Consider the following 21533-nt stretch of genomic DNA (forward strand, 5'->3'; position numbering starts at 1 on the left):
GCATAGTTGTATTTTGGTTACAGCATGAGGGCGACGTATGGTTTTTCAGGTGACGGCCGCGGCCGCAGATTTTTTAGAACGGTTGGCCGAGGCGCTTGAAGTCCCCGCAAGTCGATACGAAGAAGCTGAGAATCGCTACCACTCCGTGGGCGATTGGCTCGACCGCAAGGAGTCGAGTTTGAAGGAGCACTCGCCAAACGTTTATGTGCAAGGCTCTTTCCGTTTAGGGACTCCCATTCGTCCGGTGAACGATGATGAGCACTACGATATCGACCTTGTGTGCGAGCTATCGCTTGGGAAACACGAAGTTTCGCAGGAGGACTTGAAGGCAAAGTTAGGCGTCGAGATGCAGCTGTACGCAAAGCGCTATGGAATGGCGCGTGCCTCAGAGAGCCGACGCTGCTGGACCCTCGACTATGCCGAAGGCGCACAGTTCCATCTTGACGCCTTGCCAGCAATCCCTGATGGCGAAGGTCGGAGGCAAGTGCTCGAGTCGATGCATCTGTCTGCTGAATGGGCAAAAAGTGCGATTGCTATCACCGACACCGAGTGTGAAACTTTCAAACAACGTACGTCACAATGGCCGCACAGTAATCCCAGGGGATTCACGGAGTGGTTCCGCTCGAGGATGAAAATAGCTTTCAACGAGCGGCGTCAGCGTATGGCGTTTGAGGTGCAAGCAAATGTGGAGGATGTGCCCTCGTACCGTGTCAAAACCCCCCTCCAGCAAGTGGTTCAAATTTTAAAACGTCATCGCGACATTCGCTTTGCTGACAATCTTGAAGTAAAGCCGATTTCAGTCATCATCACAACTTTGGCTGCAAGGGCGTATGGAAATCAGGCTGACCTTCCCGAGGCGCTGGCGGCAATCCTCGAGAACATGCATCTCCATATTCAGCAGCGCAACGGCGTGTTCTGGATTGAGAATCCAACTGACCCGGCCGAGAATTTCGCGGACCGTTGGGCGACCCATCCGGAGAGAAAAGACGCGTTCTTCCAATGGCTTAGATTCGCGCACGAGGATTTCAAAAATATTGCAGGCAACGACGACCCTCAGCTAATAATGGAGTCTGCCAGTGCCGCCGTGGGGGACTCGCTGGCAAGGAAGGTCCGGGCCAGCGCTAGCCAATCCAAGGCTACAGGAACTACGCAAAGCATCTTTAAACGCGCGGTCAGCGTATTCACCGCTCCCCATCGCCAAGCTCCACCTTGGGTTACTCGTGCCAAGGGCAAAGTTAGCATTGCAAAAACCCGAGTCTTCCAAAATGGGTTCCGCCCAACTGTCTTGCTGCACGATTCAGCACCATTGACGAAAGGAGTTTCGCTCGAGTTTGCCGCTACAACTAATGTGCCGAAGCCTTACAGTGTTTTTTGGCAGATTGTGAATACGGGTGATGAAGCGAAATCTCGAAACGACCTGCGGGGAGATTTCAATCCCGACTTGATGGTTCAGGGCGGCATCGTGCGAAAAGAGGACGCGGTGTACTCCGGGACGCACTCCGTAGAGTGCTTCATCGTCAAGGACGGAAATTTGGCCGCACGAAGTGGTGCCTTTATCGTAAACGTGAAATGAGATTGAATAGTGAAAAATTTGTTCTATGAGTTTTGCAGCCGGGCTATCGACTGGATTTTCAGAGTACGGACGATGGGTGCACTGTTGCTCAAAGGAGGGCTGCTTCTTCTCATTGGAATAGCGGCAGTCGATTTCGCCTTTCAGGTCAACTATCGCGACAAGGAAAGCAGTCTGAACCTTCAGTTTGGAACCGGCGGGGCGCTGCCAGATTCAATCGTATATATCGTCGTTGGGATAGCGGCACTGCTACTGATTTCAGGGATATACGTGCTGTGGCGCGATGACCGGAGAGAGCGGCTCCAGCTGTTGATAGTCGTAGAGGTGCGGGGTCTTAATGGAACCGTAGACACGCCTTCGGTGAAGGCAGTCAAAACTAAGTTTCGAGGGAACAGGCACCCCGTCGTGGTTGACTTCAGGCCCAGCCGCAACGGGGAGCTCGTAAATCCTGAGCTCATGCTGTCAAAAATCGAAGGCATGAAGTTGACCGTCGACACTTTGTCGCAAGGGCGGGACAAGAGTGACGTTTTCGTTGCTGTGGGCGGTATTGCAGCTGTGCCGGCGATGTTCCTAGTCGGTAAAATGTTCGAGGACGAGTCCCACACTGATTTATATGATTGGGATAGAGACTTAAAATGCTGGAAGATGATAGACCGGCCAGACGACGGCAAGCGGGTGTTGCCGCTGGTAGTACCTACATTGTCCCCAGCAGATACCGAGATTGTTCTCGCAGTTTCGGCCTCTTATCCAGTGGACGACGTATCCGTTGCTGCGGCATTTCCTGGGCTGAGTGTGGCGCAATTGTCGGTTGATACACCACAGGTGAATAGCTACTGGTCAGAAGTGGCGCAGCAGGCATTTGCTGCGGCATTTCGCGACTCTATACAGCAGTTGATGGGGCTAGGCATACGGCGAATCCATCTGGTGCTCGCGGGGCCGGTAAGCTTAGTTGTTCGAATGGGGTCAATGTATGACGACCGTCTTCATCCTGAGCTCATCGTCTACCAATATGAAAAGTCGTCAACGCCGCCGTATCCCTGGGGAGTGGTAATGCCCACGCACGGGTCTCCGAGGCCAACTATCCATAAGCTTACAGTCCCAGCCGCTGGTGCAGCCGATGTTGGTACCTAAGCTTCTCGGTGCTGCGGTCGTTAGCCTGGTTCTCCTGGCGCTTGCCGAAAGACGCTCCAAACCGAACCGCAACCTTCAAATTATGTTCGAGCGCTTCCACGCCGCGATAAAGCTCGACGAAAATGATGAGCGACTCAAGCTGCGCACGAAGCGGGAAATTCTACTCAGGGCGCTTAAGAAGAAGCTGGCGGTGCATTCGCTGGAATTCGAATCGTTCGACCAAGGTAGCTACGCAATGCGGACGGGGGTAGTTCCCAAGGACGGGAATTACGACATCGACGTAGGGCTCATTTTCGATTGTTCGCTTGAACGATTTCCAAATCCCGTTTCTCTTAAGACCTTGGTCCACGACGCGCTCGCTGGAAGTAACAGAACTGTCGCCATACGACGAGCTTGTGTTACGGTCACTTACTTTCGGAATGGAGTTCAGGATTACCACGTAGACCTGGCCGTCTATTTGAGGCAGCTGGATGGTCATCTCATACTGGGGAAAGGCCGGAAATATTCCGAGGCGGAAAAGTGCGAATGGCTGCCCTCGGCACCGACGGAGCTTACCCAGTTTATCCTGTCGAAGTTCGACGGCGAGGAGCAAGCTCAGTATCGGCGCTGCATTCGCTACCTCAAGCGTTGGAGAGACGAGAACTTTAGTGCCGGCGCGCCGCTCAGCATCGCTCTCACTGTCGCAGCGGCACTGTGGTTTGAACCCAAGCGCGCAACAGACGAGACCTTTGCGGACTTGGATGCCGTCCTTGCACTCGTCAAAACGATGCAGCGCAAGTTTGGAAACAACTTCGACTTGGGCAGGCTGTCCGTGCCGCTACCTGGCGTTAAGAAGATAGACTTGATGTCAGGCCTGACATCCGGTCAGATGAGCGTCTTTAAAGAGCGCCTAGATTGCCTGAAGGATGCTCTGTCGAACTGCTATGGCGTCGATTCCGCTGCTGAAGCCGCCCGAATTCTTCGTTTGCAGTTTGGGTCCGAGTTTCCACTTGGCGATGTGATGTAGCGCTGCTTACTGCAAGAGGCGGACAAGGCCAAATCGCCCGAACGAGCGAGTGCTAACAGTCAGATGCCGTCTTCAATTTGATTTCGCGTCGGCCCGACGTCTTTGTATTTGCGCTGAACTGCGGCATTGTCTTCGTCGTGTTCTTCACGGGTTGTCGCTCTTTGAATCGCAACCACCGCAGCACTGTCACCCTCGACGATTGACTCAATCAGGGTGCGCAGGTCGTCTGTCGTCCCCACATGTGTGCCGATATATCCTGATTGAATCAGACTGAACAGAGCGTCCTGTCGCATGTAGTGGCCGTTAAGCGACCGGTAGCTGATTTTTAGGTTCCCGTTTTTGTTCTCAAATTCGGGCTGTTGCAACAATTCCTCCATGTGGTCGAGTGGAATGAGGAGGTTCTTGTCCGAGGGTGAGAGGATGTTTCGTACGAACTTGAAATAGAACCCGCCCGCATTCAAGCGGTATCCCTTCTTATCCGAGTGTTGGGAAAAACGCCGCATCTTGGATATCTGGCCCGGGAAATGCCGCTCTTTCGTATACTGCCAGTCCGAGTTTGCTTCATCGGACCCGCCCGCCTTCTTAAGCATCTTGTACTGAATAAGAATCGCATTGTTGTGGTGGCGATTAAGGTAGATTAGGTCAATGCCCAGGACATCCTCCAAGGGCTTCCTGTTTGCAGTGAACACGTCGAGAGTCTCATTACCGTTGCGAAATGATGCCCTTCCCGTAGTGTCCAAGTGGGTGAACTCATAGCCAGGGAAAGTGACTGCATCGCTCGCAATGACGTCGTCTTCCCGCACGCGGACTTCCTTCAAGGTGGTCTCGTCCTGCGAAATCTCGAGGCGGGTGGCTATAGCGTCCGCTTTTAGACCAAAGGCCTTCAACGCGGTTTGAACCGCGTCTAGCTGCGTGCTTTGATTTTGTCCGCGCTTTTTGCCAGGTAAGCCGTTCGCCACTGCCTCGATGCTGCGATGGTTCGAGGTAGATTCGTTCAGACCCTTAAGGAGAGCTTGACTCACCTTCGGCGATAGCTTGACCAAGTCGGTTTGGCCTGCAAGGGCCCGCTTTAAGTCGCTGTGTTGGCGCTTTTCGCTCACCATTGCGAGCAACGAGGCCTCGGTAGCGGGTTGGATGGGAGACGCGCGTCGTACCCGAACTCGGGTTTCCAAACTAGCTACCGCATCGCGAAGGCCGAGAATACAAAGGAAGGCTGCCGGCGTAGTCGGGCCGGCGCCAAACCGAGGTGCTAATTCCCCGAGAATTATGCAGACGCTGTTCTGGACGATGTCGTGAAAATGGCCATGCGGGCGAATTAGAGTGAAGTCAGTGATACCACTTTTCGTGCCTTGAAGCTGGTCCAATGTGGAACCGAGCCGGAAGACGACAATCGGATGCTTCGCGACCACTGCAAGCATCTCCGTCAGCCACGAAGGCTCAGCCATCGGCACGGTTGAACCGGTCATAGGTAGCAGTCAAAGAATAATCCATGGAGGAAGGCGTCACGTACTTGGCGCCCATGCTGGGCGTAAGCCGCAGTGCAATATAGCGCTTTGATGGCAATGATTCAAGACCGAATCGGTTACGCCCAGTCCGCAGCGATGGAATTTACGACGACAGCACGCTGCAGTACCTTAAAAAGCACCACGGCACCTTGCGATTTGGTTCTCGTCGCGAGCCTGATCCGGAGGCGAGCTCCTACTGGTTTTCAGAAATGCCATGACTTCATCCATTGCTCCTGATTTTCGCAGCGCCTGATGCGTGTGCGATGCGTTCATCCAGTTTCCAACCTTGTACTCTATTTTCTTCCCGCCAAAGCAGCGTGCTCATTGGTCATCAGGTTCTCCCTTTGGCTTCAAAGTACTGTGCAAAAGCACAGTTATCAAGCAATACAGCCGTCCTCCTTGCGCTGTCGCTATACTGTATATGTGACCAGTATCCAGCGAAAAGAAACAATGCGAAAAAGCACACAAGTTTGGTTTTATAACACTCTAATTGACAACGTACATGATTAGGCGGAGTATGATGTGAGAATTGGCACTCGACGGGTGAGAGTGCTAACAGCTACAAAAAATAAGCTAACCCTATGCCAGGTGTGCAGCATGCTCACGGCGAGTCTCACTCTTAAAAAAGGATTTTCTATAATGCCGGCAGTCCAAAAACACTTTGAAGATTTCCACTCCAAAATCAAGCTTGATGAGGATGACGAGAAGTCTACGCTGCGCGAAAAGCGCAAAATCCTGCTGGATGCCTTGACGGCGAACTTGGTGGACGATGTGCCCAAATTTGACAGCTTCAACCAAGGAAGCTACTCCATGCATACCGGGGTGGTCCTACTTGATGGCAATTTCGACATCGACCTCGGACTCATTTTTGATTGCAAAAAAGACAAGTATCCCGACCCGGTCACTCTCAAAAAAAAGATTCGCGATGCGCTGAACACGCATGGCCGCAGCGTAAATATCCGTCGCCCTTGTGTCACCGTGAACTACATGCGTGGCGACAAAATTGCGTATCACGTCGACCTTGCGGTGTACGTGAAGCGCGACGACGGGCTGTTGGACATCGGAAAGGGTAAGGAGAACTCGGATGCAAGCAAGCGCGTCTGGGAGGTGTCGGACCCGAAGAAGCTCACCGACGTCATCCGCACGGCGTTCACGGATACGTACGAGCTGGCGCAGTACCGCCGGTGCATTCGTTATCTCAAGCGCTGGCGCCAAGTCCAATTTTCGTCCGGCGCACCGTTGAGCATTGCCCTGACGCTCGCAGCCCAGAAGTGGTTCAAGCCTTACTTCGAAATGTCCGGCAAGGCAGGTGATCTCCAGGCCATGCTGAACTGGGTCAATGCAATCCTCAACCAGTTCTTGTGGGCGAACGTGAACGACAGCTTTCACCCGCGGCTGGCGGTGACGCTCCCAGTTGCTCCGTACAGCGACCTAATGGGCTGGATGACGGAGGGACAGATGAGTACGGTGAGGTCCAAGTTTGAGGTCCTGCGTGATGCACTGCAGGAGGCCCTCGAGGAGGACTTGCCAGAAGATGCCTGCAAGGTGCTCAACAAGCAGTTTGGTGACGACTTAGTCGTCCCTGAGAAGGCCGCCACTGCCCGCAAAGTAGGGGCGCCGGTCATTGGCACGGGTAACTCCGCCTGATGGGCGCCGGTAACGCCAGCGAGGATTTGGTGAATACCTGCCTCGAGGCGGTCCGTCAAGCCAGTGTCGACCGTGGCCTCCAGCTTGAAGTCCTGGAGGCCACGGCGGAGCATCGCATTAACGTAGTTGTTCAGGGCGCGTCCCAGCGCTGGAACCTGGTAATCGAATGCCTTAGCGCTTCGCTTACGCGGCTGCCTTATGTGAGATTGAAGCCCACCGGTCGGCTCCACCCGCACGTGGGCTACTACGGAAGTGTCTGCGTTAGCGACCACCAGGGTCTGTCCCTCGACCCTGACCGCAACGTGGAAATCGTCGCTTATACATTTCTTGCCGCCTTCGACTTGCTCGAAAAGTGGGATGCAGACAAGGCAGGGGGCGCAGCGGAGTTCTTCAATGAAGTGGAGGGCTACTGGAATGCTATGCCAGGTTCGATTCGCGCATCGAGCGCCTTCGATGCAGATGGACGTGACCGCCTTGTCACGACGTATCTTAAATTCAAGGACAAGGCGCCCCAGCGGTTTTTCACCGAGCGCGATGTCCCGCCACATAAAACTTTCGATGTAAAGGGGGCCGCTTCCCAAAACGCGCTGTACATCCATTTGGATACGTTGCCTGCGCCTCCGGTATTTCCCGATACGCTTACCACTGACTACGTAGCGTCAATTCGAAACAGTATGTCGGAAAGGCAGCTTGAGCTTTGGGGACGGTTGGTTCGACCATCCTTGAACAAGAATCATCCGAAGCAAGCGGCGCTTCTCGTGTCCATTCCACGCCAGGCCGGCGGTGTATCTGTGGTCGGCTTCGAATTTCGGACACGAAACGGCGACATCGACCTCAAGGAGCCCGTGACGCCCCTAACGACGCGACGCCTTACCCCAGCGTATATGCGGGAACGGGGCGGCGCATCTGCGGCGATGTACTCAAAACATGTTGTCGTGATCGGGTGCGGCGCCATTGGCGCGGTGGTCGCTGACGCACTCGCAGCGACCGGGGCGGGTCGGCTTACACTTGTCGATAGCGATGATTTCTCTGAGGACAACGTGTTTCGCTACATCCTGGACCCGTTTTGGATTGATTCGTCAAAGGTCTTCGGCCTGAAGTATCAGCTCGAGACACATTACCCTGGAATCAAAGTCATTGCGCGAGCCACCAGCGGACAGGAGTGGCTTCGTGGGGCAAATCTGGGTGAAGTTGATGCGGTCGTTTTTGCGCTCGGGTTGCCGACGCTTGAGCAGAGCTTTGCACGCGCACTGCGTATGTCAAAAAGGCAGTTACCGATGCTCTTTACGTGGTTGGAACCTCTTGACCTCGGCGGGCACTCCGTGCTTACCTGGACGCAAGGTGAGGGCTGCCTCGACTGCCTCTATCGTGACGACGAAGGTGAATCGAGCCTGCAGTCCCGCATCGCATTTCTTGCCCCCAATCAGTCGGTGTCGAAGACGATTACGGGGTGCGGAGGCAACTTCGTACCGTACGGCGCACTGCAGTCCAGGCGTACGGCGCTGATGGCCGCGGAACATATCCTGTCGGCGCTGTCGGGTAAAACCGGGCCGTCGTACCACTACTGGGCTGGCGAAGGAAACGCGGCCGCCGAACACAATTTGAAAACGACCCCGTGGTGGAATGAGGCGCAGTCGAAGATGCCGAGCGAAGAACAATCGAAGCGCGCATTCGGTCGCTCCTGTAAGAAGTGCAGGACGGTCAAATGAAATTGGTCTACCGCATTTCGAGCAATCGGCGCCTTATCATCGTGGAAGCAGCCGTCCAGCAAATGCTGGCGTTTCGCCAGCGCTCTTGGTGGCAGACAGAGGCCGGCGGCGTTCTTCTTGGACGGCACCTGCTCGATACTGACGATGTGGTCGTTGATGAAGTCACGATGCCGCAGAACGCGGACAGGCGCGGCCGGTTTAGCTTTTTTCGCTCGAAGAAGCACAGCGCAATCGCACAGAGTCGCTGGTCCGAAGAGGAAAGCACGCTCGCTTACCTGGGCCTCTGGCACACCCATCCAGAGGCAGTCCCAAATCCGAGTCGGGTTGACCGCCAAGACTGGAAGAAGGCTTTGTCGTCGGACACCTTCCACGGTGACCAGCTGTTTTTCCCTATAGTTGGCATTGAACGAATCCGCGTTTGGTCGATGACCTGTGACGGAGCATTTTACGAATTGGCCGAGGAGAAAAAAGATGACTAGGACTCAAGCACGAGCTACCATCCCAACAGAGACCAAGAACACGTTGTGGATTGCTGCGGCGGGGCGCTGCCAATTCCGCGGCTGTAATAAGCTAGTCTCACGGGATTTCCTTACCAAAAAAAGACTAAAAGTGGGCGAGAACGCACACATCATTGCCGACAGCCCCGATGGCGCTCGTGGCCTCTCAGGTCTTTCGGAAAAGCTGGCTGCGGACGGCAGTAATTTGATGCTTGCGTGTTTTGACTGCCATGCCCGTATCGACGAGCATGGCAAGAGCAACGAGTACACGGCGGAACAGCTATACGCTATGAAGCGTGAGCATGAAGAGCGCATCGAGCGAATCTATAGCGCGACCGGAATGATGGAGAGTTTGCCTATTTTGATGGCGTTCCCCATTGGTTCTCACGTGCCCATTGTCGACATCGCCCAAATCAATTATGCGATGCTGGAAAACAGTCGCTACACGCGCTCCCCAAAGGCACCGCACATTCACATCGACAAAGCCGATTTTGACGTGTTAGACAATGTCGAGGATTTTTGGCCGCGTGCGGAAGCCGTGCTGCAAAAAATTTACGAGCAACGTATCCGCCCACAGCTAGTTGATAGAAATGGGCCCACACACCTGACGCTTGCGGGATTTGCGCCCATACCGATGCTCATGAAGTTGGGCGCTCTTTTGGGCGACAAGACTGAGGCATCGGTACTCGATTTGCCGAGTGAACGATGGCTCTGGGATGTTAGGCCGGAGTGCGCGGCCCCGAAATATAAGTTCGATGTTCCCAACCAGCTTCCGCGAGAGGTTGCGGTCGTGGTCAATATTTCTGGCCTCGCGTCGACGCCTAACCAGCAGATGCCGGTCTTCGAATTCCGTGCCGAGGAGCCCAATCGCGGCATCATTCGAACCGAAGCGCACGTGCTCGATTTCCGCCGGCAGTTCAATGCGTTCTTGAATGCGCTCAACGCCGCTGGGGTGCGAGTGCTGCACATCTTCCCCGCCACCCCGTTGAGCGCGAGTGTCGAGATTGGACGCATGCTGCTACCAAAGATTTTCGAGGAGGTGCATGCGTGGGAGTGGCAGGCGCCAAATTGGAAGCAGGCGGTACGGCTCAAGTGATGTCATGCAGGCTAGGCGACGCAGTCTACGGTGCAGTATCGCAAGCGATGCTGGCGCCGATGCTGCGACGCTCTTTTGGGCAGGTGTGGACTTGGGGTTTGAAAGAATCTTGCTGGCTTGCTAGCGACAGCGGATGAGGTGTTTTCGTTACTCTTCTTCGTCGCCATAACCTCCAAAAGATTCAAGGACTGGCCACATTTAGGCACAAACTTAAAATTTAGACTAGATGTAGTGGTTTCATTGTACTCGGTTTTTGCGGTAACACAAGAACATACTGGGTTTTCGTACAGTTTATTAGCGGCACTGCAATGCCTATCTGCAGAGCAGGGACCAGTTACCGACATATTGCTCACACACGAGCCTGGTTACCAACATATTGTTGAAAACGGGTGCTTCGTGCGAGCTTGTTAATCGAACGACCGAAATGTGTGTGCGTGTCTGCGGAAGCCCAGTTACCGACCAATTGCCGAAAAAAGCACAGTTACCGTCTTTGTGTTGGAATTACCGACTTAAATGTCGAGTCACAGACATACCCATGTGGCGCGCGGCCTTCGCAGTGGAGTCGGACAATTGATCGTCAACCCCGGCAGCGTGAGTCAGCCAGTATATGCCGACGATTACCCGTGTGCCCATGTGATCGAGTCCGGATCGCCCGATGCCACGTACGCCATCGCGGAGCATATCGATGGGCAGTGGCGATCGAGTCATTTCGCCATCCCCTACGGGCATGCCGAAATGGCGGCCCTGGCGAAGTCGCGCGGACGACTCGACTGGGAATGCGCGCTGTTGACGGGTTATATGCCACGCAGCCCGCAGTAATTCATCGGCTGCGAATCTTCTGGCATTTCCGACATGGGGCGCTGGGCGGTTATGCCTGCGGATCGGTCGTCTTGCCGGTATCGGCCAGCACCGACTCCCCGATCGCATAAAACTGGCCGCCGGCGATGTAATGCAGGCTGCGCAGGCTCGGATCGGCTTTATCGAATTCCCAGTGGCCGTTGCGGAACACGCGGTCGTCGGCCCAGGCCGCCACCACTTCGCCGATGAACAAGTCGTAGGTCTGCTGGATGTGCGGCTCGGGAATCACCTTGCATATCAGCCAGGCCGAGCAGCCGGAGACCAGCGGCGTGTCCCGCTCGCCGGCGCGAAACAACTCGATCCCACATTTTTTCAGCTTGTCCGGCGCGTCGGTCAGACTGAGATTGCCGACGTCGTAGGTCAGCTGGACTTGCCCCGCGTTGGGCACCTGCAGCGCAAAGTAGCCGCTGCCCTCCACCAAGCCGCGCGTGCTGGTGGCCTTGTCCAACACCAGCGTCACTTTAGGTGGAGAGAAATCCAGCGCGCAGGACCAGGCCGCCGCCATGACGTTGTCGACACCATCGTGCGAGGCCGACACCAGCACCGTCGGACCGTGATTGAGCAAGCGATATGCTTTTTCCAGCTCCACCGCCACCATATGTTTATTCACTTAGCCTCCCAATAATACTCAGCAGGAGATTATGCATCGGATCGGGCCTGACCGCTCACGCCAGCGTCTGCAACTCCCCTTTGAAGACAGCGCGCAGCGTCCGCGCCGCGAAGATGGCGATGCACACGGTCGTTATCACCAGCAACAGCAACGCGAGACCGTCGGCGACGGCATGGCGCGCATGGCCGGCGTAGCGCAAGGCGGCCAGGGTGGCGGCGGCAAGCGGGAAGCTGGCCGCCCACCACGACAGGCGGAACGGATGCTCGGCCACCAGCGCGCGCAAACGGCCGGCCACGATGGCAAGCGCGAAGAACATCACCATGACCAGCCCTTCGGCAAACAGGTCGATCTGGCCGGTGGTCGCGGTGTAGGTCGAGAAACCGACGCTGAACGGCGCGCTCAGCAACAGCAAGGTCGGCTGCAGCGGCGCGGGCATCGCATCTTCCCGCATCAAGCGCGTCAACACCATGCCGAGTAACGGCAGCCCGAACACGAGGCCGACCGCGACCGAGAACACCATCACGCCGTGCAATGACGATTGCCAGCCGAGCGCGGGCAAGGCCAGCGGCACGTCGAGCAGGCCGACAACCGGGATCAAGATCGCCGGCGTGATCCCGGTTTGCTTTTCCCTCAGCCAGCGGCCGACGATGGACAGCGAAAACACCGCCATGCCGATGGCCCCGACGACCCACAGCACGCGGGCGGCCGCCAGTTGGAGCGGCGCCAGCAGAATCGGCAGCAGCAGCAAGGTGATCAGCGGTGTGCCGAACAGGTTGCCGGCGACCGGATGGGCGAACTCGCGGCGCACCGCGTCGAAGCCGAACCAGGCCTTGACCGCATAGCCCGTTCCGACCACGACGGCAAGCAACAGCGCGGCCATCGACAGGCCGTCGCCGATCCAGGCCGGCACGCCAAAGATATCGGCAGCCAGGCGCCAAGCCACCGCCAGGCCGATGCTGCCCATGACGGCGCCGAACAAGCCGACCGGCAAGTAGTGAAGATTGCTGCTTGGGGCGGCCTCGGCCGCTGGATTGATTGTGTTCATGGTCTTGCTCCTTAAAGGTTCGAGCGTGTCGCCGCTGGCGCGCGTGACACACGGATGCACAGTTGCCGGCGCGCTATTCGTTGCCGGGCCCGCTGTCGCGGTCTTGCGGTGGCCGCTCGGCGGTGCTCGCGGCCAGTTGCTCCTCGAGGCGCCTGATCCGGGCGTGCAACGGGGCCGTCATGGTGGCGATTTCGCTTTCGGTAAAGCGCGGCGTGATGTGCTGCGGGCAGTTCCAGTCGTAGCCTTCGACGCTGATCACGAAAGCGCGTTCGATGCGCGCCTTGTAGCCTGGCGTGCGCAGTCGCTCGATCAGCTCGGCATCGTCGGCGGCCTCCACCAGCCGCACGCGGCCGATGAGCTTCAAGCGCATCCGGTTGGCGTAATCCATGACGATGATGGAGATACGGTCGTCCTTTTGCAGGTTGCCCACGCTGAGGTATTGCACGTTGCCGCGAAAATCGGCGAAGGCGACGGTCTTCGGATCAAGAACTTTCAGGAAGCCGGCCGGACCGCCGCGATGCTGCACATAAGGCCAGCCCGTCTCGCTCACCGTGGCTTGGTAGAAATGGTCGGCCTGGGCGATGAACTCGGCCTCCATGCGACCCAGGCGGTCGGCCCGGTTGGTCATCAGGTCGAAGCCTTCGTATTGCTCGCGGCTGCCCATGCGTTCCTGCATGGCGCGCACGTTCGGGGTAAAGGTGATGTCGGAAAATGCGCGGCCCATGATGGCTCCTGGTAAAGGTGGATTTAAGGTTTCACTTTGCGGCCGAGGAAGTCGCGCATCAGCTTGGCGATCTTGTCGCCGTCTTCTTCGAGGGCGAAGTGGCCGGTGTCCAGCAGGTGCAACTCGGCTTTCGGCAGGTCGCGCAGGTAGGGCGTGGCGCCCGCCGCCGGGAATATCTTGTCGCCCTTGCCCCAGACGATCAGCATCGGCGGCTGGTATTTGCGGAAATACGCTTGCCACTCGGGATAGCGCGGCGGATTGGTGCCGTAGCTGTAGAACATTTCGATCTGAATGTCCTTGTTGCCGGGACGGTCCAGATAGGCCTGGTCCAGCATCCACGCGTCCGGGCTGACGTTGGCGTCCGGATTGCGGAAACCTTCGGTGTATTGCCATTTGGTGCCGCCGATCTCCAGCAGCGGGCGCAACTTGGCAGCCTTGGCTTCGGTTTTGTCTTTCCAGTACTCCTTGACCGGTTGCCAGAACTCGTTGTCCAGGCCCTCGTCGTAGGCGTTACCGTTTTGCACCACGATTGCCGTGACACGTTCCGGATGGGCGGCGGCCAGGCGGTAGCCGATCGGCGCGCCGTAGTCCTGGACGTAGAGCGCGTACTTGGTCAGCCCGAGCTGGCTGGTTAATTTATCGATCACCTTGGCCTGGTTGTCGAAGCTGTAGCTGAACTTGTCCATCGGCGGCTGGTCGCTCTGGCCGTAGCCCGGATAATCCGGCGCGATCACATGGTAGCGGTCGGCCAGTTGCGGAATCAGGTTGCGGAACATCTGCGACGAGGTCGGGAAGCCGTGCAGCAGCAACAGGGTCGGCGCGTTTTTCGGGCCGGCTTCGCGGTAAAACACTTTCACGCCGTCGATGCTGACGGTGTGATAGCTCACGGCGGTCGAGGCGGCGGGTGCGGCAGGCGCGGCTGCGGCACCGGCGGTGATGGCAACGAAGCCGGCGGTGACGGCCAGGCGGGTCCAAACGGAAGAAGACGAGTTCATGGCGATGCTCCTTAAGATGAGTGGGTACGGGAATCAGGCGGCCAGTTTCAGCTCGACTTGCGGGAAGTCGATCTCGACTTTGCTGGCCTTGCCGAGGATGTTGGTGAGGAAGTTCATGCCGACGTGGGTGATGATTTCCACGATGTCGGAATCGGTGAAGCCGGCGCTGCGCAGCTGGGCGATCTCGATGGCGCTCACATCGCCCTTCTTCTCCATCAGGCTGGTGGCGAATTTGACGGCGATGGCCGCTTGCGCGTCTTCGCTGGTGCCGTGACGGGCGGCGCTGATTTCGTCGCCGGTCAGCCCGCTTTTACGGCCAATGGCCGTGTGCGCCGAGACGCAGTAATCGCAGCCGTTTTGCTGGGCCAGCGCCAGGGCGATGCGCTCGCGGGTTTGATGGTCCAGGCTGCCGGCCCCGGCCACGCTATGCAGGCCCAGGAAAGCGCGCAAGGCGACGGGCGAGTTGGCGAACACTTTGAGGAAGTTCGGCACCATGCCGAGTTGGCCTTGAATGGTGTCGAGCAGGGCTTGTTGTTCGGCGTTGGCGTTGGTGCTGTCGATGATGGCGATGCGGCTCATGGTGTTTCTCCTTGGGGTCGGTTGGTAAGTGTTGTCCAGCGCTTGCAGTTTGAATCTTTTGCCGCATAATGAGAATCCAGAGAAATTACAATGAACCATTCCTGAAAGCGGAATAATATGGACCGACTGTACACGATGGCGATATTCCTGGCCGTGGTCGATGAAGGCGGTTTCGCGCCGGCCGCGCGCAAGCTGCGAATCTCGCCGCCGGTGGTGACGCGGGCGGTGACGGAGTTGGAGGAAACCATGGGCGTGCGCCTGTTGACGCGGACTACGCGGATGGTGCGGGTGACCGATGTGGGCGCGCGCTACGCGGCCGACTGCCGGCGCATCCTGGCCGACGTGGCCGATTCCGAGCAGGCGGCGGCCGGCACGCACGGAGAGCCGCGCGGCAAGCTGGTGATCACCTCGTCGGTGCTGTTCGGCGCCATGTATGTCACGCCGGTGGTGACCGAGTATCTGCGTCGCTATCCGGAAACCGAGGTGGAATGCCGCTTCGTCGACCGGGTGGTCAACATGATGGATGAAGGGATCGATGTGGCGGTTCGCCTGGGCCACCTGCCCGATTCGAGCTACCAGGCGGTGCGGGTGGGCCAGGTGCGGCAGGTCGTGTGCGCGTCGCCTAGTTACCTTGAGGCGCGCGGCATACCGCTCACGCCGGAGGAGCTGGGCGGGCACGACATCGTGCTCGCCAGCGCCCTGACCGCCTCACCGGAATGGCGCTTCGAGTCGGAACGCCAGCCGATGGTCGTGCGGGTGCGCCCGCGTCTCGTCAGTACCAGCAACGATGCGGCCATTGCGGCCGTCGTGCGGGGATTTGGACTGACCCGGGTGATTTCCTATATGGTTGCGCCGCACCTGGCGGCCGGGCGGCTCAAGACGGTGTTGACGCAGTATGAATCGGCGCCGGTGCCGGTCAGTGTCGTGCACCACGAGGGGCGCCGGTCGACGGCCAAGGTGCGTGCTTTTATCGATCTTGCGGTGGCGATGCTGCGGGCCGAAGGAGCATTCAATTGAGCTGAAATTTGCTAAATATCGGCTCAACCCAAGTCGTCGTCCGACAGGACGCTATCTAAGTGAATGTTCAGTGCCAAACTGCACAGGCAAAAAAGAAAAGCCGTTGACGAATCAACGGCTTATCGAATTTGTGGTGGAGACGGCGGGAATCGAACCCGCGTCCGCAAGCACTCCACAGACAGTTCTACATACTTAGCACTATCATTTAATTTAACCAGTACAACACGGACGTGCACGTTTTGGACTAGCGATTCACCTTAGATTTAGCGCTGATCGAAGTGACCCCTCACAGCGCGAGTCCCTGTAAATGACTCCACAGCTTTTAACGGCCCACCCCAGGGACGAGGTGTTGTGGAGCTAACAGCAATTAAGCTGCCAGTGCGTACGAGTTATCGTTTGCAGTTAAGTTTTTCTGGGTGTATTTACGAGGTAACCAGCCCTCGGTATGCCCTGCTCTGCTTTGCAACCCACGTCGAAACCAGGTCGTCCCCACAGACCTCCATTCTAGCGCACTTTGCCTCTGGACGCATGCCCATTCGGAGCCCAGGTCAAACGCCTGTCACAATCGCCCGATATGATGGCTGCAGTTCTCACACAGAACGACCAATTAGCGCCTCCCGGAGGCGGCTACTACCGGCGCCGGCGGTCGGGAAATATACCGGCACCAATTTCCTTCAGTTATAGCCAGTGGGCGGCGCGGACGAACAGTCCTGCGGTCACTAGCAGGCTGGTGATCATTAACCCCACCAGCCAGCGGAACTGCCTGTCCCTGCGCGTCTGGCTCCTGCGGCCAGCGGCAATCACGGTATCGAGACTATGCCTGCCCATCGTTAATCCTTCGATCACGCTCAATCGGGCATCAAACCAAAGTGTTGCATTGCAGCACAAAAGCCGTTGACTTCTAGACGGAAAGTAACAATTTCAAACACTTTTTCAATTTCGCGCGCAACCGCTGCATTAGAATGGGATGTACCAAAACTACTGTTCAGACACCTTTTCATGCCTAACGCCGCCACAATTGACTCCCCCAGCCCCAAAAGACGCGGGCGCCCCTTGAAAGGGGAAAGCGGTGGACTGCGTGCGGAATTGATCGAGAAATCGGCCGAATTGTTTCGCACCAAGGGTTACGACAACACCACCGTACGCGATATCGCCGCCGCCGCCGGCATCCAGGCCGGTAGCTGGTTTTATCACTTCAAAACCAAACAGGACATCCTGGCCGCCATCATGGAGCAAGGCCTGGAGCGCTCGCTGGCCGAGATCGAGGCCATCGGCAGCCAGCCGCTGCCGCCGTGCGAGATCCTGCGCCAGCTGGTCGAGGCCCATCTGCATACCTTGCTGGCGCCGGACCACCATTACATCGCCGTGCTGCTGTACGAGTGGCGCTCGCTCGACGAGCCGTCGCGCTCGCGCGTGGTGGCGTTGAAGGACCGCTACGAAGCCGTGTGGGACCGCGCCATCGCCGAGCTGCACCTGTCCGGCGACTGGGCGATGCCGTCGTCGTTCGACCGCCTGCTGATCTTCGGCGCGCTCAATTGGACCGTGCAGTGGTACAAACCCGGCAGCGGCGCCGACGTCAAGGAGTTGGCCCGCCAGGCGATGCGCTTCATCCTGCGCACGCCCGCCGCAGTTGAGGCACAATAGGGGCATACTTTCAAAAGGATGCCCATGATTTACGAGATCGCCGAGATATATATCAAGCCGGACGACCACGACGCCTTCCAGGCCGGCGTGGCCGAGGCGGTGCCCTTGTTCAAGGCGGCCACCGGTTGCCTGTCGATGCGCCTCGATCGCGACATCGAAACGCCCGACACCTATCACTTGGTGGTCGGCTGGCAGACCCTTGAAAACCATACCGTCGATTTCCGTGGCAGTCCGGCGTTCCAGTCCTGGCGCGGACTGGTCGGCAGCTATTTCGCTACACCACCCAAGGTGGAGCATTTCGAAACCGTGGTGGCCGGCTTCTAAGCCGCGCCCGAACGGTCAACCAAGGAGGTCGTCATGACACGCACAATACACCGCAATTTCGAACAGGTGACCGATGCCGAAAGCGCCCGCAGCGCCTTGCTGGCTAAGGGTTTTCCTCCGTCCACCGTCAAACTGACGAAGCATACGCCGCTGCCGCCGAGCGTGGCGTCCAGCACCGTCGGCAACATCCTCGACGCGCTGACGCCGGGCGGCCCGGCCGCCGCCGCGCACGCGCGCGAACGCAGCGGCGCCATGCTGTCGATCGATATCTACGACGAAGATGAAAGCAGCAACGCGGACGCCATCATGAGCGGCTTCGGCGCCCGACCGGCCTAAGAACTGACCCGCCCTAGTCCAATGCCGCTACGTTAGCGGACATCGGAACCACGTAGGGCCGATTAGCGCAGCGTAATCCGCTAGGCGCCGTCGGCGGCTCATGGCGGATTACGGCGTGCCGCCTAATCCGCCCTACGAAAATCACACGGCAGGATGGTTGAACACCTGGCGCAGATAGGCCAGGAAAGTCTCGTCCTTGCACAGCGTTTTGCCGGGCGAGTCCGACAGCTTGGCCACCGATTGCCCGTTGCAGTTGACCAGCTTCATGACGATGTTCAGCGGCTTGAGGCCGACGTCGTTGGTCAGGTGCGTGCCGATGCCGAAGCCGGTCATGATGCGGTCGGCGAAGTGGCGGTACAACTCAAACGCCTTCTCCAGATTCAGTCCGTCCGAAAACACCAGCCGCTTGGTCTTGGCGTCGATGCGCAGCGCGGCGTAGTGGGCCAGTGCCTTCTCTCCCCAAATCACCGGGTCGCCCGAATCGTGGCGCAGCCCGTCGAACAGCTTGGCGAAGTACAGGTCGAAATCGTCGAGGAAGGCGTCCATGCCGACCACGTCGGTCAGCGCGACACCCAGGTCGCCACGATACTCCTGCACCCACGCCTCCAGCGAAGCTTTCTGGAAGTCGCGCAACCGCACGCCGAAGGCCTGGAACGACTGCATGTATTCGTGCGCCATCGTGCCGATCGGCACCAGGCCGAACTTCATCGCCTGATAGACGTTCGACGTGCCTTTGAAATACTCGGGCACCTCGCGCGACAGGCGCTGCACCACTTCGTCATGCCAGGCGCCGGAAAAGCGCCGGCGCGTGCCGAAGTCGGAAAACTCGAACGGGTTGCGGCGCGCCGGCTCGGCGCCGAAGGCCTTGAGCGCGGCGATCTTGGCGCTGAGGCGCTCGCGCCCCTCGGCCAGCGCGGCGGCCTGGTCGAAGCGGCGGAAATACAGTTCGTTGACGATGTAGAGCACGTAGATCTCAAAGCCCATCACGTGCACCTGCGGCCCGGTCGCGCGGATCGCCAGGGAGTCGCCGTCGATCCGCACGTCGATGAACTTGCGCTGGAAGCGGAACACCGTCAGGAAGTCGACGAAATCGCTTTTGATGTAGCGCAGCGAGCGCAGGAAGGTCAGTTCCTCGTCCGAAAACCCCATCGAGCACAGATGATCGAGTTCGCGCTCGACTTCCTCGTGCAGCTCGGCCAGCGGATAGACCGGCGTGTTGCGGCAGACGAATTCGTATTCGGTGTGCGAATTGGGATGGCCATGCAGCAGCGCTTGCCACATGGTGAATTTGTATAGATCCGTCTCCAGCAGGCTGCGGACGATAGGCTGACTCATGGACTCTCCAGATTGCATATTGCCATGATCTTACGCCATGCGCGACGGATGCGTGGATTGCGGCGTCCGCGCGCGCGCCCGGCGCCGCTTCAGCGGGCGGCGTTGGCCAGCAGCTCGGGCAGCACGTCGCCCGCCTGCATCAACTGCACGCCGCGCTCCCGCATGGCCGCGAGGAAGCCCTGGTACTGCGCCTCGAAGCCGGCGACCGGGCTCATACAGTCGGTGATCAGCACCAGCTTGGACGCGGCCTGGTCGCCGAAACGGTCGGCAAAGTGGTCGACAATATGCTCGACGGTCGCCTTGATGCAGTGGCTGCCGGCCTCCCCCGCCACGTAGATCTGGTCGGCCTCGGCCAGCGTGTTGACGAACTTGGTGTTGAACTGGGTGTCCGGGTCGTCGGCGTAGGGCACCTCGGCCATGACGGCCGAATAGTGCTCGGTCCACGGATTGGAGCCCTTGGCAAGCTTGGCGACGATGCCGAGCGAGGCTTCCTCCCAGGCGCCATAGGCGGCGCGCACGTCGTCATGGACGTTGTTGCCCCAGCTGCCGATTTCGCAGTGCACCGGCCACACCATCAACTGATAGCGGCCGGCGGCCTCCAGCTTGTCGAGATAGTTCAGCGCCAGCGGCAAGGCGGCCGGATGGCGCGGCAGGTATTTTTCGGCGCGCACGTCGTCCGCAGTGATCTGCGTGAACGGCGCCACCGGCATGCCGTCGCGGGCGATCCAGAACGTCGGGTGGGCGATGTCGAAGCGGTGGTGCGAGTCGAGCGTGAGGCTGATCGCCGTCAGGCCGGAGCGGCCACGGTTGATCAGGCCGGCCAGGCGCTGCATGTCCTGATGCGCGCCGGGCACCGGCAGCGCCGGTGCGCGCGGCTGGCGCGTGACCGGGTCCAGCGGCAGATAGGCGGCCGGCAGATCGCAAAAGTCGTTTTGCGGATCGATGATCAGCAGGTGCAGATGTCGTTTCATGTGAAGCTCCGTGACGGGTATGCCTTCCATGATACGCAGCAAAGAACAAGCCCCGCAAGCGGGGCTTCGTTCAGTGGCGTTTGTGTGGCTTATTGATGCCAAACCCGCACTGCCAGGCAGGGTCGTACCCCTCGGGGTACGACCCTTAAGCGGCAACGCACGCGTATCGCCAACGGCATGCGGGTTTGGGTTAAACCAGGATGGCGTTGATATCGGCGCGGCTCTTGGCGATCGCTGCGGCGGCCGCGTCTTCACCCTTCGACACGCCTTCGGCGACGATGAAGGTGATGTCGGTCATGCCCAGGAAGCCGAGGACGGCGCGCAGATAGGTGGTGACGTGGTCGTAGCCGGCCGCCGGGCCCTCGCTGTAGACGCCGCCGCTGGCGACGATCACATACACCTTCTTGCCGGTGACCAGCCCTTGCGGACCGTTGGCGCCGTACTGGAACGTGCGGCCGACGCGGGCGATCTGGTCGATCCATGCTTTCAGGCCCGACGGGACCGAGAAGTTGTACATCGGCGCGCCGATGACGATGGTGTCGGCGGCAAACAGCTCGTCGATCAACGTGTCGGAGGTTTTCACCGCGTGGGCCTGGTCGGCGTTGCGCTGGTCCGCCGGGGTGAAGAAGGCGCCGACCACCGGTTCGGTCAGGTGCGACACGGGCGCGGCGCCCAGATCGCGCGAGACGATGGTGTCGGACGGATGGGTTTCTTTCCATTTCGCGACGAATTCACCGCCGAGCTGGCGGGTCAGGGAGCCTGGACGAACACTGCTGTTGATGTGGAGTACGGTTGCCATGATGTGCTTCCTTTATGAGGTAGGGTTGCACGCATCATAGAACGGGATTACTATCGATGAAATACGGTAAATTTAAATCTTACTGATCGATTTTATCGATATCTAATCATCAACCATCGTACCTACCACAGGCAA

21 protein-coding genes and 1 other RNA gene are annotated in these 21533 nt (G+C 58.4%); 12 read left to right on the forward strand and 10 right to left on the reverse strand.

The window, feature by feature from the left end:
* Nucleotides 1–37 precede the first annotated feature (37 nt).
* From NHH88_26020 to NHH88_26030, 3 genes are read left to right on the forward strand one after another with little or no spacing between them, the layout of a single operon-like run.
* Nucleotides 38–1573, forward strand: coding sequence for a nucleotidyltransferase (locus NHH88_26020; GenBank protein ID USX13084.1), 1536 nt, complete (start codon nt 38–40; stop codon nt 1571–1573).
* A 9-nt stretch (nt 1574–1582) separates the two neighbouring features.
* Entirely contained in the window at nt 1583–2701 is a 1119-nt protein-coding gene (locus tag NHH88_26025; protein USX13085.1) for an SAVED domain-containing protein, read from the forward strand.
* On the forward strand, nt 2688–3707 hold the full coding sequence (locus NHH88_26030; GenBank protein ID USX13086.1) for a nucleotidyltransferase: 1020 nt from the start codon (nt 2688–2690) through the stop codon (nt 3705–3707). The genes NHH88_26025 and NHH88_26030 overlap by 14 nt, the downstream gene beginning before the upstream one ends.
* Before the next feature lie 59 nt (nt 3708–3766).
* Here the strand turns inward: NHH88_26030 and NHH88_26035 are convergent, their stop codons facing one another.
* Nucleotides 3767–5173 carry a hypothetical protein gene (locus tag NHH88_26035; GenBank protein USX13087.1) on the reverse strand — a complete coding sequence of 469 codons (1407 nt, stop codon included), beginning with the start codon at nt 5171–5173 and terminating at the stop codon, nt 3767–3769.
* Between the two features lie 678 nt (nt 5174–5851).
* Between NHH88_26035 and NHH88_26040 the strand changes: the two genes are divergently transcribed.
* The 5 genes from NHH88_26040 (at nt 5852) to NHH88_26060 (ending at nt 10980) form a co-directional block, all read left to right on the forward strand.
* On the forward strand, nt 5852–6859 hold the full coding sequence (locus tag NHH88_26040) for a hypothetical protein (GenBank protein USX13088.1): 1008 nt from the start codon (nt 5852–5854) through the stop codon (nt 6857–6859).
* The gene (locus tag NHH88_26045) at nt 6859–8568 is read left to right on the forward strand and encodes a ThiF family adenylyltransferase (protein USX13089.1); all 1710 of its coding nucleotides are present in this window, start codon (nt 6859–6861) and stop codon (nt 8566–8568) included. The genes NHH88_26040 and NHH88_26045 overlap by 1 nt, the downstream gene beginning before the upstream one ends.
* Nucleotides 8565–9047, forward strand: a complete 483-nt coding sequence (locus tag NHH88_26050) for a Mov34/MPN/PAD-1 family protein (GenBank protein USX13090.1) — start codon at nt 8565–8567, stop codon at nt 9045–9047. Before NHH88_26045 ends, NHH88_26050 begins: the two co-directional genes overlap by 4 nt.
* Nucleotides 9040–10161 carry an SAVED domain-containing protein gene (locus NHH88_26055; GenBank protein ID USX13091.1) on the forward strand — a complete coding sequence of 374 codons (1122 nt, stop codon included), beginning with the start codon at nt 9040–9042 and terminating at the stop codon, nt 10159–10161. Before NHH88_26050 ends, NHH88_26055 begins: the two co-directional genes overlap by 8 nt.
* 570 nt (nt 10162–10731) lie before the next feature.
* A complete protein-coding gene (locus NHH88_26060; protein USX13092.1) occupies nt 10732–10980 on the forward strand; it encodes a hypothetical protein in 249 nt (82 codons plus the stop codon).
* A gap of 49 nt (nt 10981–11029) precedes the next feature.
* On the opposite strand, the gene NHH88_26065 is transcribed toward NHH88_26060, so the two are convergent.
* From NHH88_26065 to NHH88_26085, 5 genes are all read right to left on the reverse strand, one after another.
* Nucleotides 11030–11629 carry a flavin reductase family protein gene (locus NHH88_26065; protein ID USX13093.1) on the reverse strand — a complete coding sequence of 200 codons (600 nt, stop codon included), beginning with the start codon at nt 11627–11629 and terminating at the stop codon, nt 11030–11032.
* A gap of 55 nt (nt 11630–11684) precedes the next feature.
* A complete protein-coding gene (locus NHH88_26070; GenBank protein ID USX13094.1) occupies nt 11685–12674 on the reverse strand; it encodes an SLAC1 anion channel family protein in 990 nt (329 codons plus the stop codon).
* Between the two features lie 73 nt (nt 12675–12747).
* On the reverse strand, nt 12748–13398 hold the full coding sequence (locus tag NHH88_26075) for a pyridoxamine 5'-phosphate oxidase family protein (GenBank protein ID USX13095.1): 651 nt from the start codon (nt 13396–13398) through the stop codon (nt 12748–12750).
* A gap of 23 nt (nt 13399–13421) precedes the next feature.
* On the reverse strand, nt 13422–14393 hold the full coding sequence (locus NHH88_26080; GenBank protein USX13096.1) for an alpha/beta hydrolase: 972 nt from the start codon (nt 14391–14393) through the stop codon (nt 13422–13424).
* 33 nt (nt 14394–14426) lie between these two features.
* Nucleotides 14427–14972: a peroxidase-related enzyme gene (locus NHH88_26085; GenBank protein USX13097.1), complete on the reverse strand. Its 546-nt coding sequence runs from the start codon at nt 14970–14972 to the stop codon at nt 14427–14429.
* Between the two features lie 117 nt (nt 14973–15089).
* Between NHH88_26085 and NHH88_26090 the strand changes: the two genes are divergently transcribed.
* Nucleotides 15090–15989, forward strand: a complete 900-nt coding sequence (locus NHH88_26090; GenBank protein ID USX13098.1) for a LysR family transcriptional regulator — start codon at nt 15090–15092, stop codon at nt 15987–15989.
* Nucleotides 15990–16120: 131 nt separating this feature from the next.
* Here NHH88_26090 and ssrA read toward each other — a convergent pair.
* Nucleotides 16121–16480: a transfer-messenger RNA gene (gene ssrA, locus NHH88_26095) on the reverse strand.
* A gap of 508 nt (nt 16481–16988) precedes the next feature.
* Here ssrA and NHH88_26100 point away from each other — a divergent pair.
* The 3 genes from NHH88_26100 to NHH88_26110 are packed head-to-tail and all read left to right on the forward strand — an operon-like array spanning nt 16989 to nt 18293.
* Entirely contained in the window at nt 16989–17633 is a 645-nt protein-coding gene (locus NHH88_26100; protein USX13099.1) for a TetR family transcriptional regulator, read from the forward strand.
* Between the two features lie 24 nt (nt 17634–17657).
* A complete protein-coding gene (locus NHH88_26105; GenBank protein USX13100.1) occupies nt 17658–17957 on the forward strand; it encodes an antibiotic biosynthesis monooxygenase in 300 nt (99 codons plus the stop codon).
* A 33-nt stretch (nt 17958–17990) separates the two neighbouring features.
* Nucleotides 17991–18293 (forward strand): hypothetical protein, encoded by a 303-nt coding sequence (locus NHH88_26110; GenBank protein ID USX13101.1) that lies wholly within the window; start codon nt 17991–17993, stop codon nt 18291–18293.
* Nucleotides 18294–18434: 141 nt separating this feature from the next.
* Here the strand turns inward: NHH88_26110 and pncB are convergent, their stop codons facing one another.
* The 3 genes from pncB to NHH88_26125 form a co-directional block, all read right to left on the reverse strand.
* On the reverse strand, nt 18435–19628 hold the full coding sequence (gene pncB, locus NHH88_26115; protein ID USX13102.1) for a nicotinate phosphoribosyltransferase: 1194 nt from the start codon (nt 19626–19628) through the stop codon (nt 18435–18437).
* 89 nt (nt 19629–19717) lie between these two features.
* Nucleotides 19718–20599, reverse strand: coding sequence for a cysteine hydrolase (locus NHH88_26120; protein USX13103.1), 882 nt, complete (start codon nt 20597–20599; stop codon nt 19718–19720).
* A gap of 190 nt (nt 20600–20789) precedes the next feature.
* The gene (locus NHH88_26125; GenBank protein USX13104.1) at nt 20790–21398 is read right to left on the reverse strand and encodes an FMN-dependent NADH-azoreductase; all 609 of its coding nucleotides are present in this window, start codon (nt 21396–21398) and stop codon (nt 20790–20792) included.
* Between the last annotated feature and the right edge of the window lie 135 nt (nt 21399–21533).

The organism is Oxalobacteraceae bacterium OTU3CAMAD1 (assembly GCA_024123915.1).
In the GTDB taxonomy this organism is placed as follows: Bacteria; Pseudomonadota; Gammaproteobacteria; order Burkholderiales; family Burkholderiaceae_D; genus Rugamonas.

Excerpts from the sequence above, each read along its gene's own strand:
- NHH88_26020 (USX13084.1), top strand. The coding sequence starts at position 38 with ATGGTTTTTCAGGTGACGGCCGCGGCCGCAGATTTTTTAGAACGGTTG.
- NHH88_26030 (USX13086.1), top strand. The coding sequence starts at position 2,688 with ATGTTGGTACCTAAGCTTCTCGGTGCTGCGGTCGTTAGCCTGGTTCTC.
- NHH88_26035 (USX13087.1), bottom strand. The coding sequence starts at position 5,173 with ATGACCGGTTCAACCGTGCCGATGGCTGAGCCTTCGTGGCTGACGGAG.
- NHH88_26040 (USX13088.1), top strand. The coding sequence starts at position 5,852 with ATGCCGGCAGTCCAAAAACACTTTGAAGATTTCCACTCCAAAATCAAG.
- NHH88_26045 (USX13089.1), top strand. The coding sequence starts at position 6,859 with ATGGGCGCCGGTAACGCCAGCGAGGATTTGGTGAATACCTGCCTCGAG.
- NHH88_26050 (USX13090.1), top strand. The coding sequence starts at position 8,565 with ATGAAATTGGTCTACCGCATTTCGAGCAATCGGCGCCTTATCATCGTG.
- NHH88_26055 (USX13091.1), top strand. The coding sequence starts at position 9,040 with ATGACTAGGACTCAAGCACGAGCTACCATCCCAACAGAGACCAAGAAC.
- NHH88_26070 (USX13094.1), bottom strand. The coding sequence starts at position 12,674 with ATGAACACAATCAATCCAGCGGCCGAGGCCGCCCCAAGCAGCAATCTT.
- NHH88_26075 (USX13095.1), bottom strand. The coding sequence starts at position 13,398 with ATGGGCCGCGCATTTTCCGACATCACCTTTACCCCGAACGTGCGCGCC.
- NHH88_26080 (USX13096.1), bottom strand. The coding sequence starts at position 14,393 with ATGAACTCGTCTTCTTCCGTTTGGACCCGCCTGGCCGTCACCGCCGGC.
- NHH88_26085 (USX13097.1), bottom strand. The coding sequence starts at position 14,972 with ATGAGCCGCATCGCCATCATCGACAGCACCAACGCCAACGCCGAACAA.
- NHH88_26090 (USX13098.1), top strand. The coding sequence starts at position 15,090 with ATGGACCGACTGTACACGATGGCGATATTCCTGGCCGTGGTCGATGAA.
- NHH88_26100 (USX13099.1), top strand. The coding sequence starts at position 16,989 with ATGCCTAACGCCGCCACAATTGACTCCCCCAGCCCCAAAAGACGCGGG.
- NHH88_26105 (USX13100.1), top strand. The coding sequence starts at position 17,658 with ATGATTTACGAGATCGCCGAGATATATATCAAGCCGGACGACCACGAC.
- NHH88_26110 (USX13101.1), top strand. The coding sequence starts at position 17,991 with ATGACACGCACAATACACCGCAATTTCGAACAGGTGACCGATGCCGAA.
- pncB (USX13102.1), bottom strand. The coding sequence starts at position 19,628 with ATGAGTCAGCCTATCGTCCGCAGCCTGCTGGAGACGGATCTATACAAA.
- NHH88_26120 (USX13103.1), bottom strand. The coding sequence starts at position 20,599 with ATGAAACGACATCTGCACCTGCTGATCATCGATCCGCAAAACGACTTT.
- NHH88_26125 (USX13104.1), bottom strand. The coding sequence starts at position 21,398 with ATGGCAACCGTACTCCACATCAACAGCAGTGTTCGTCCAGGCTCCCTG.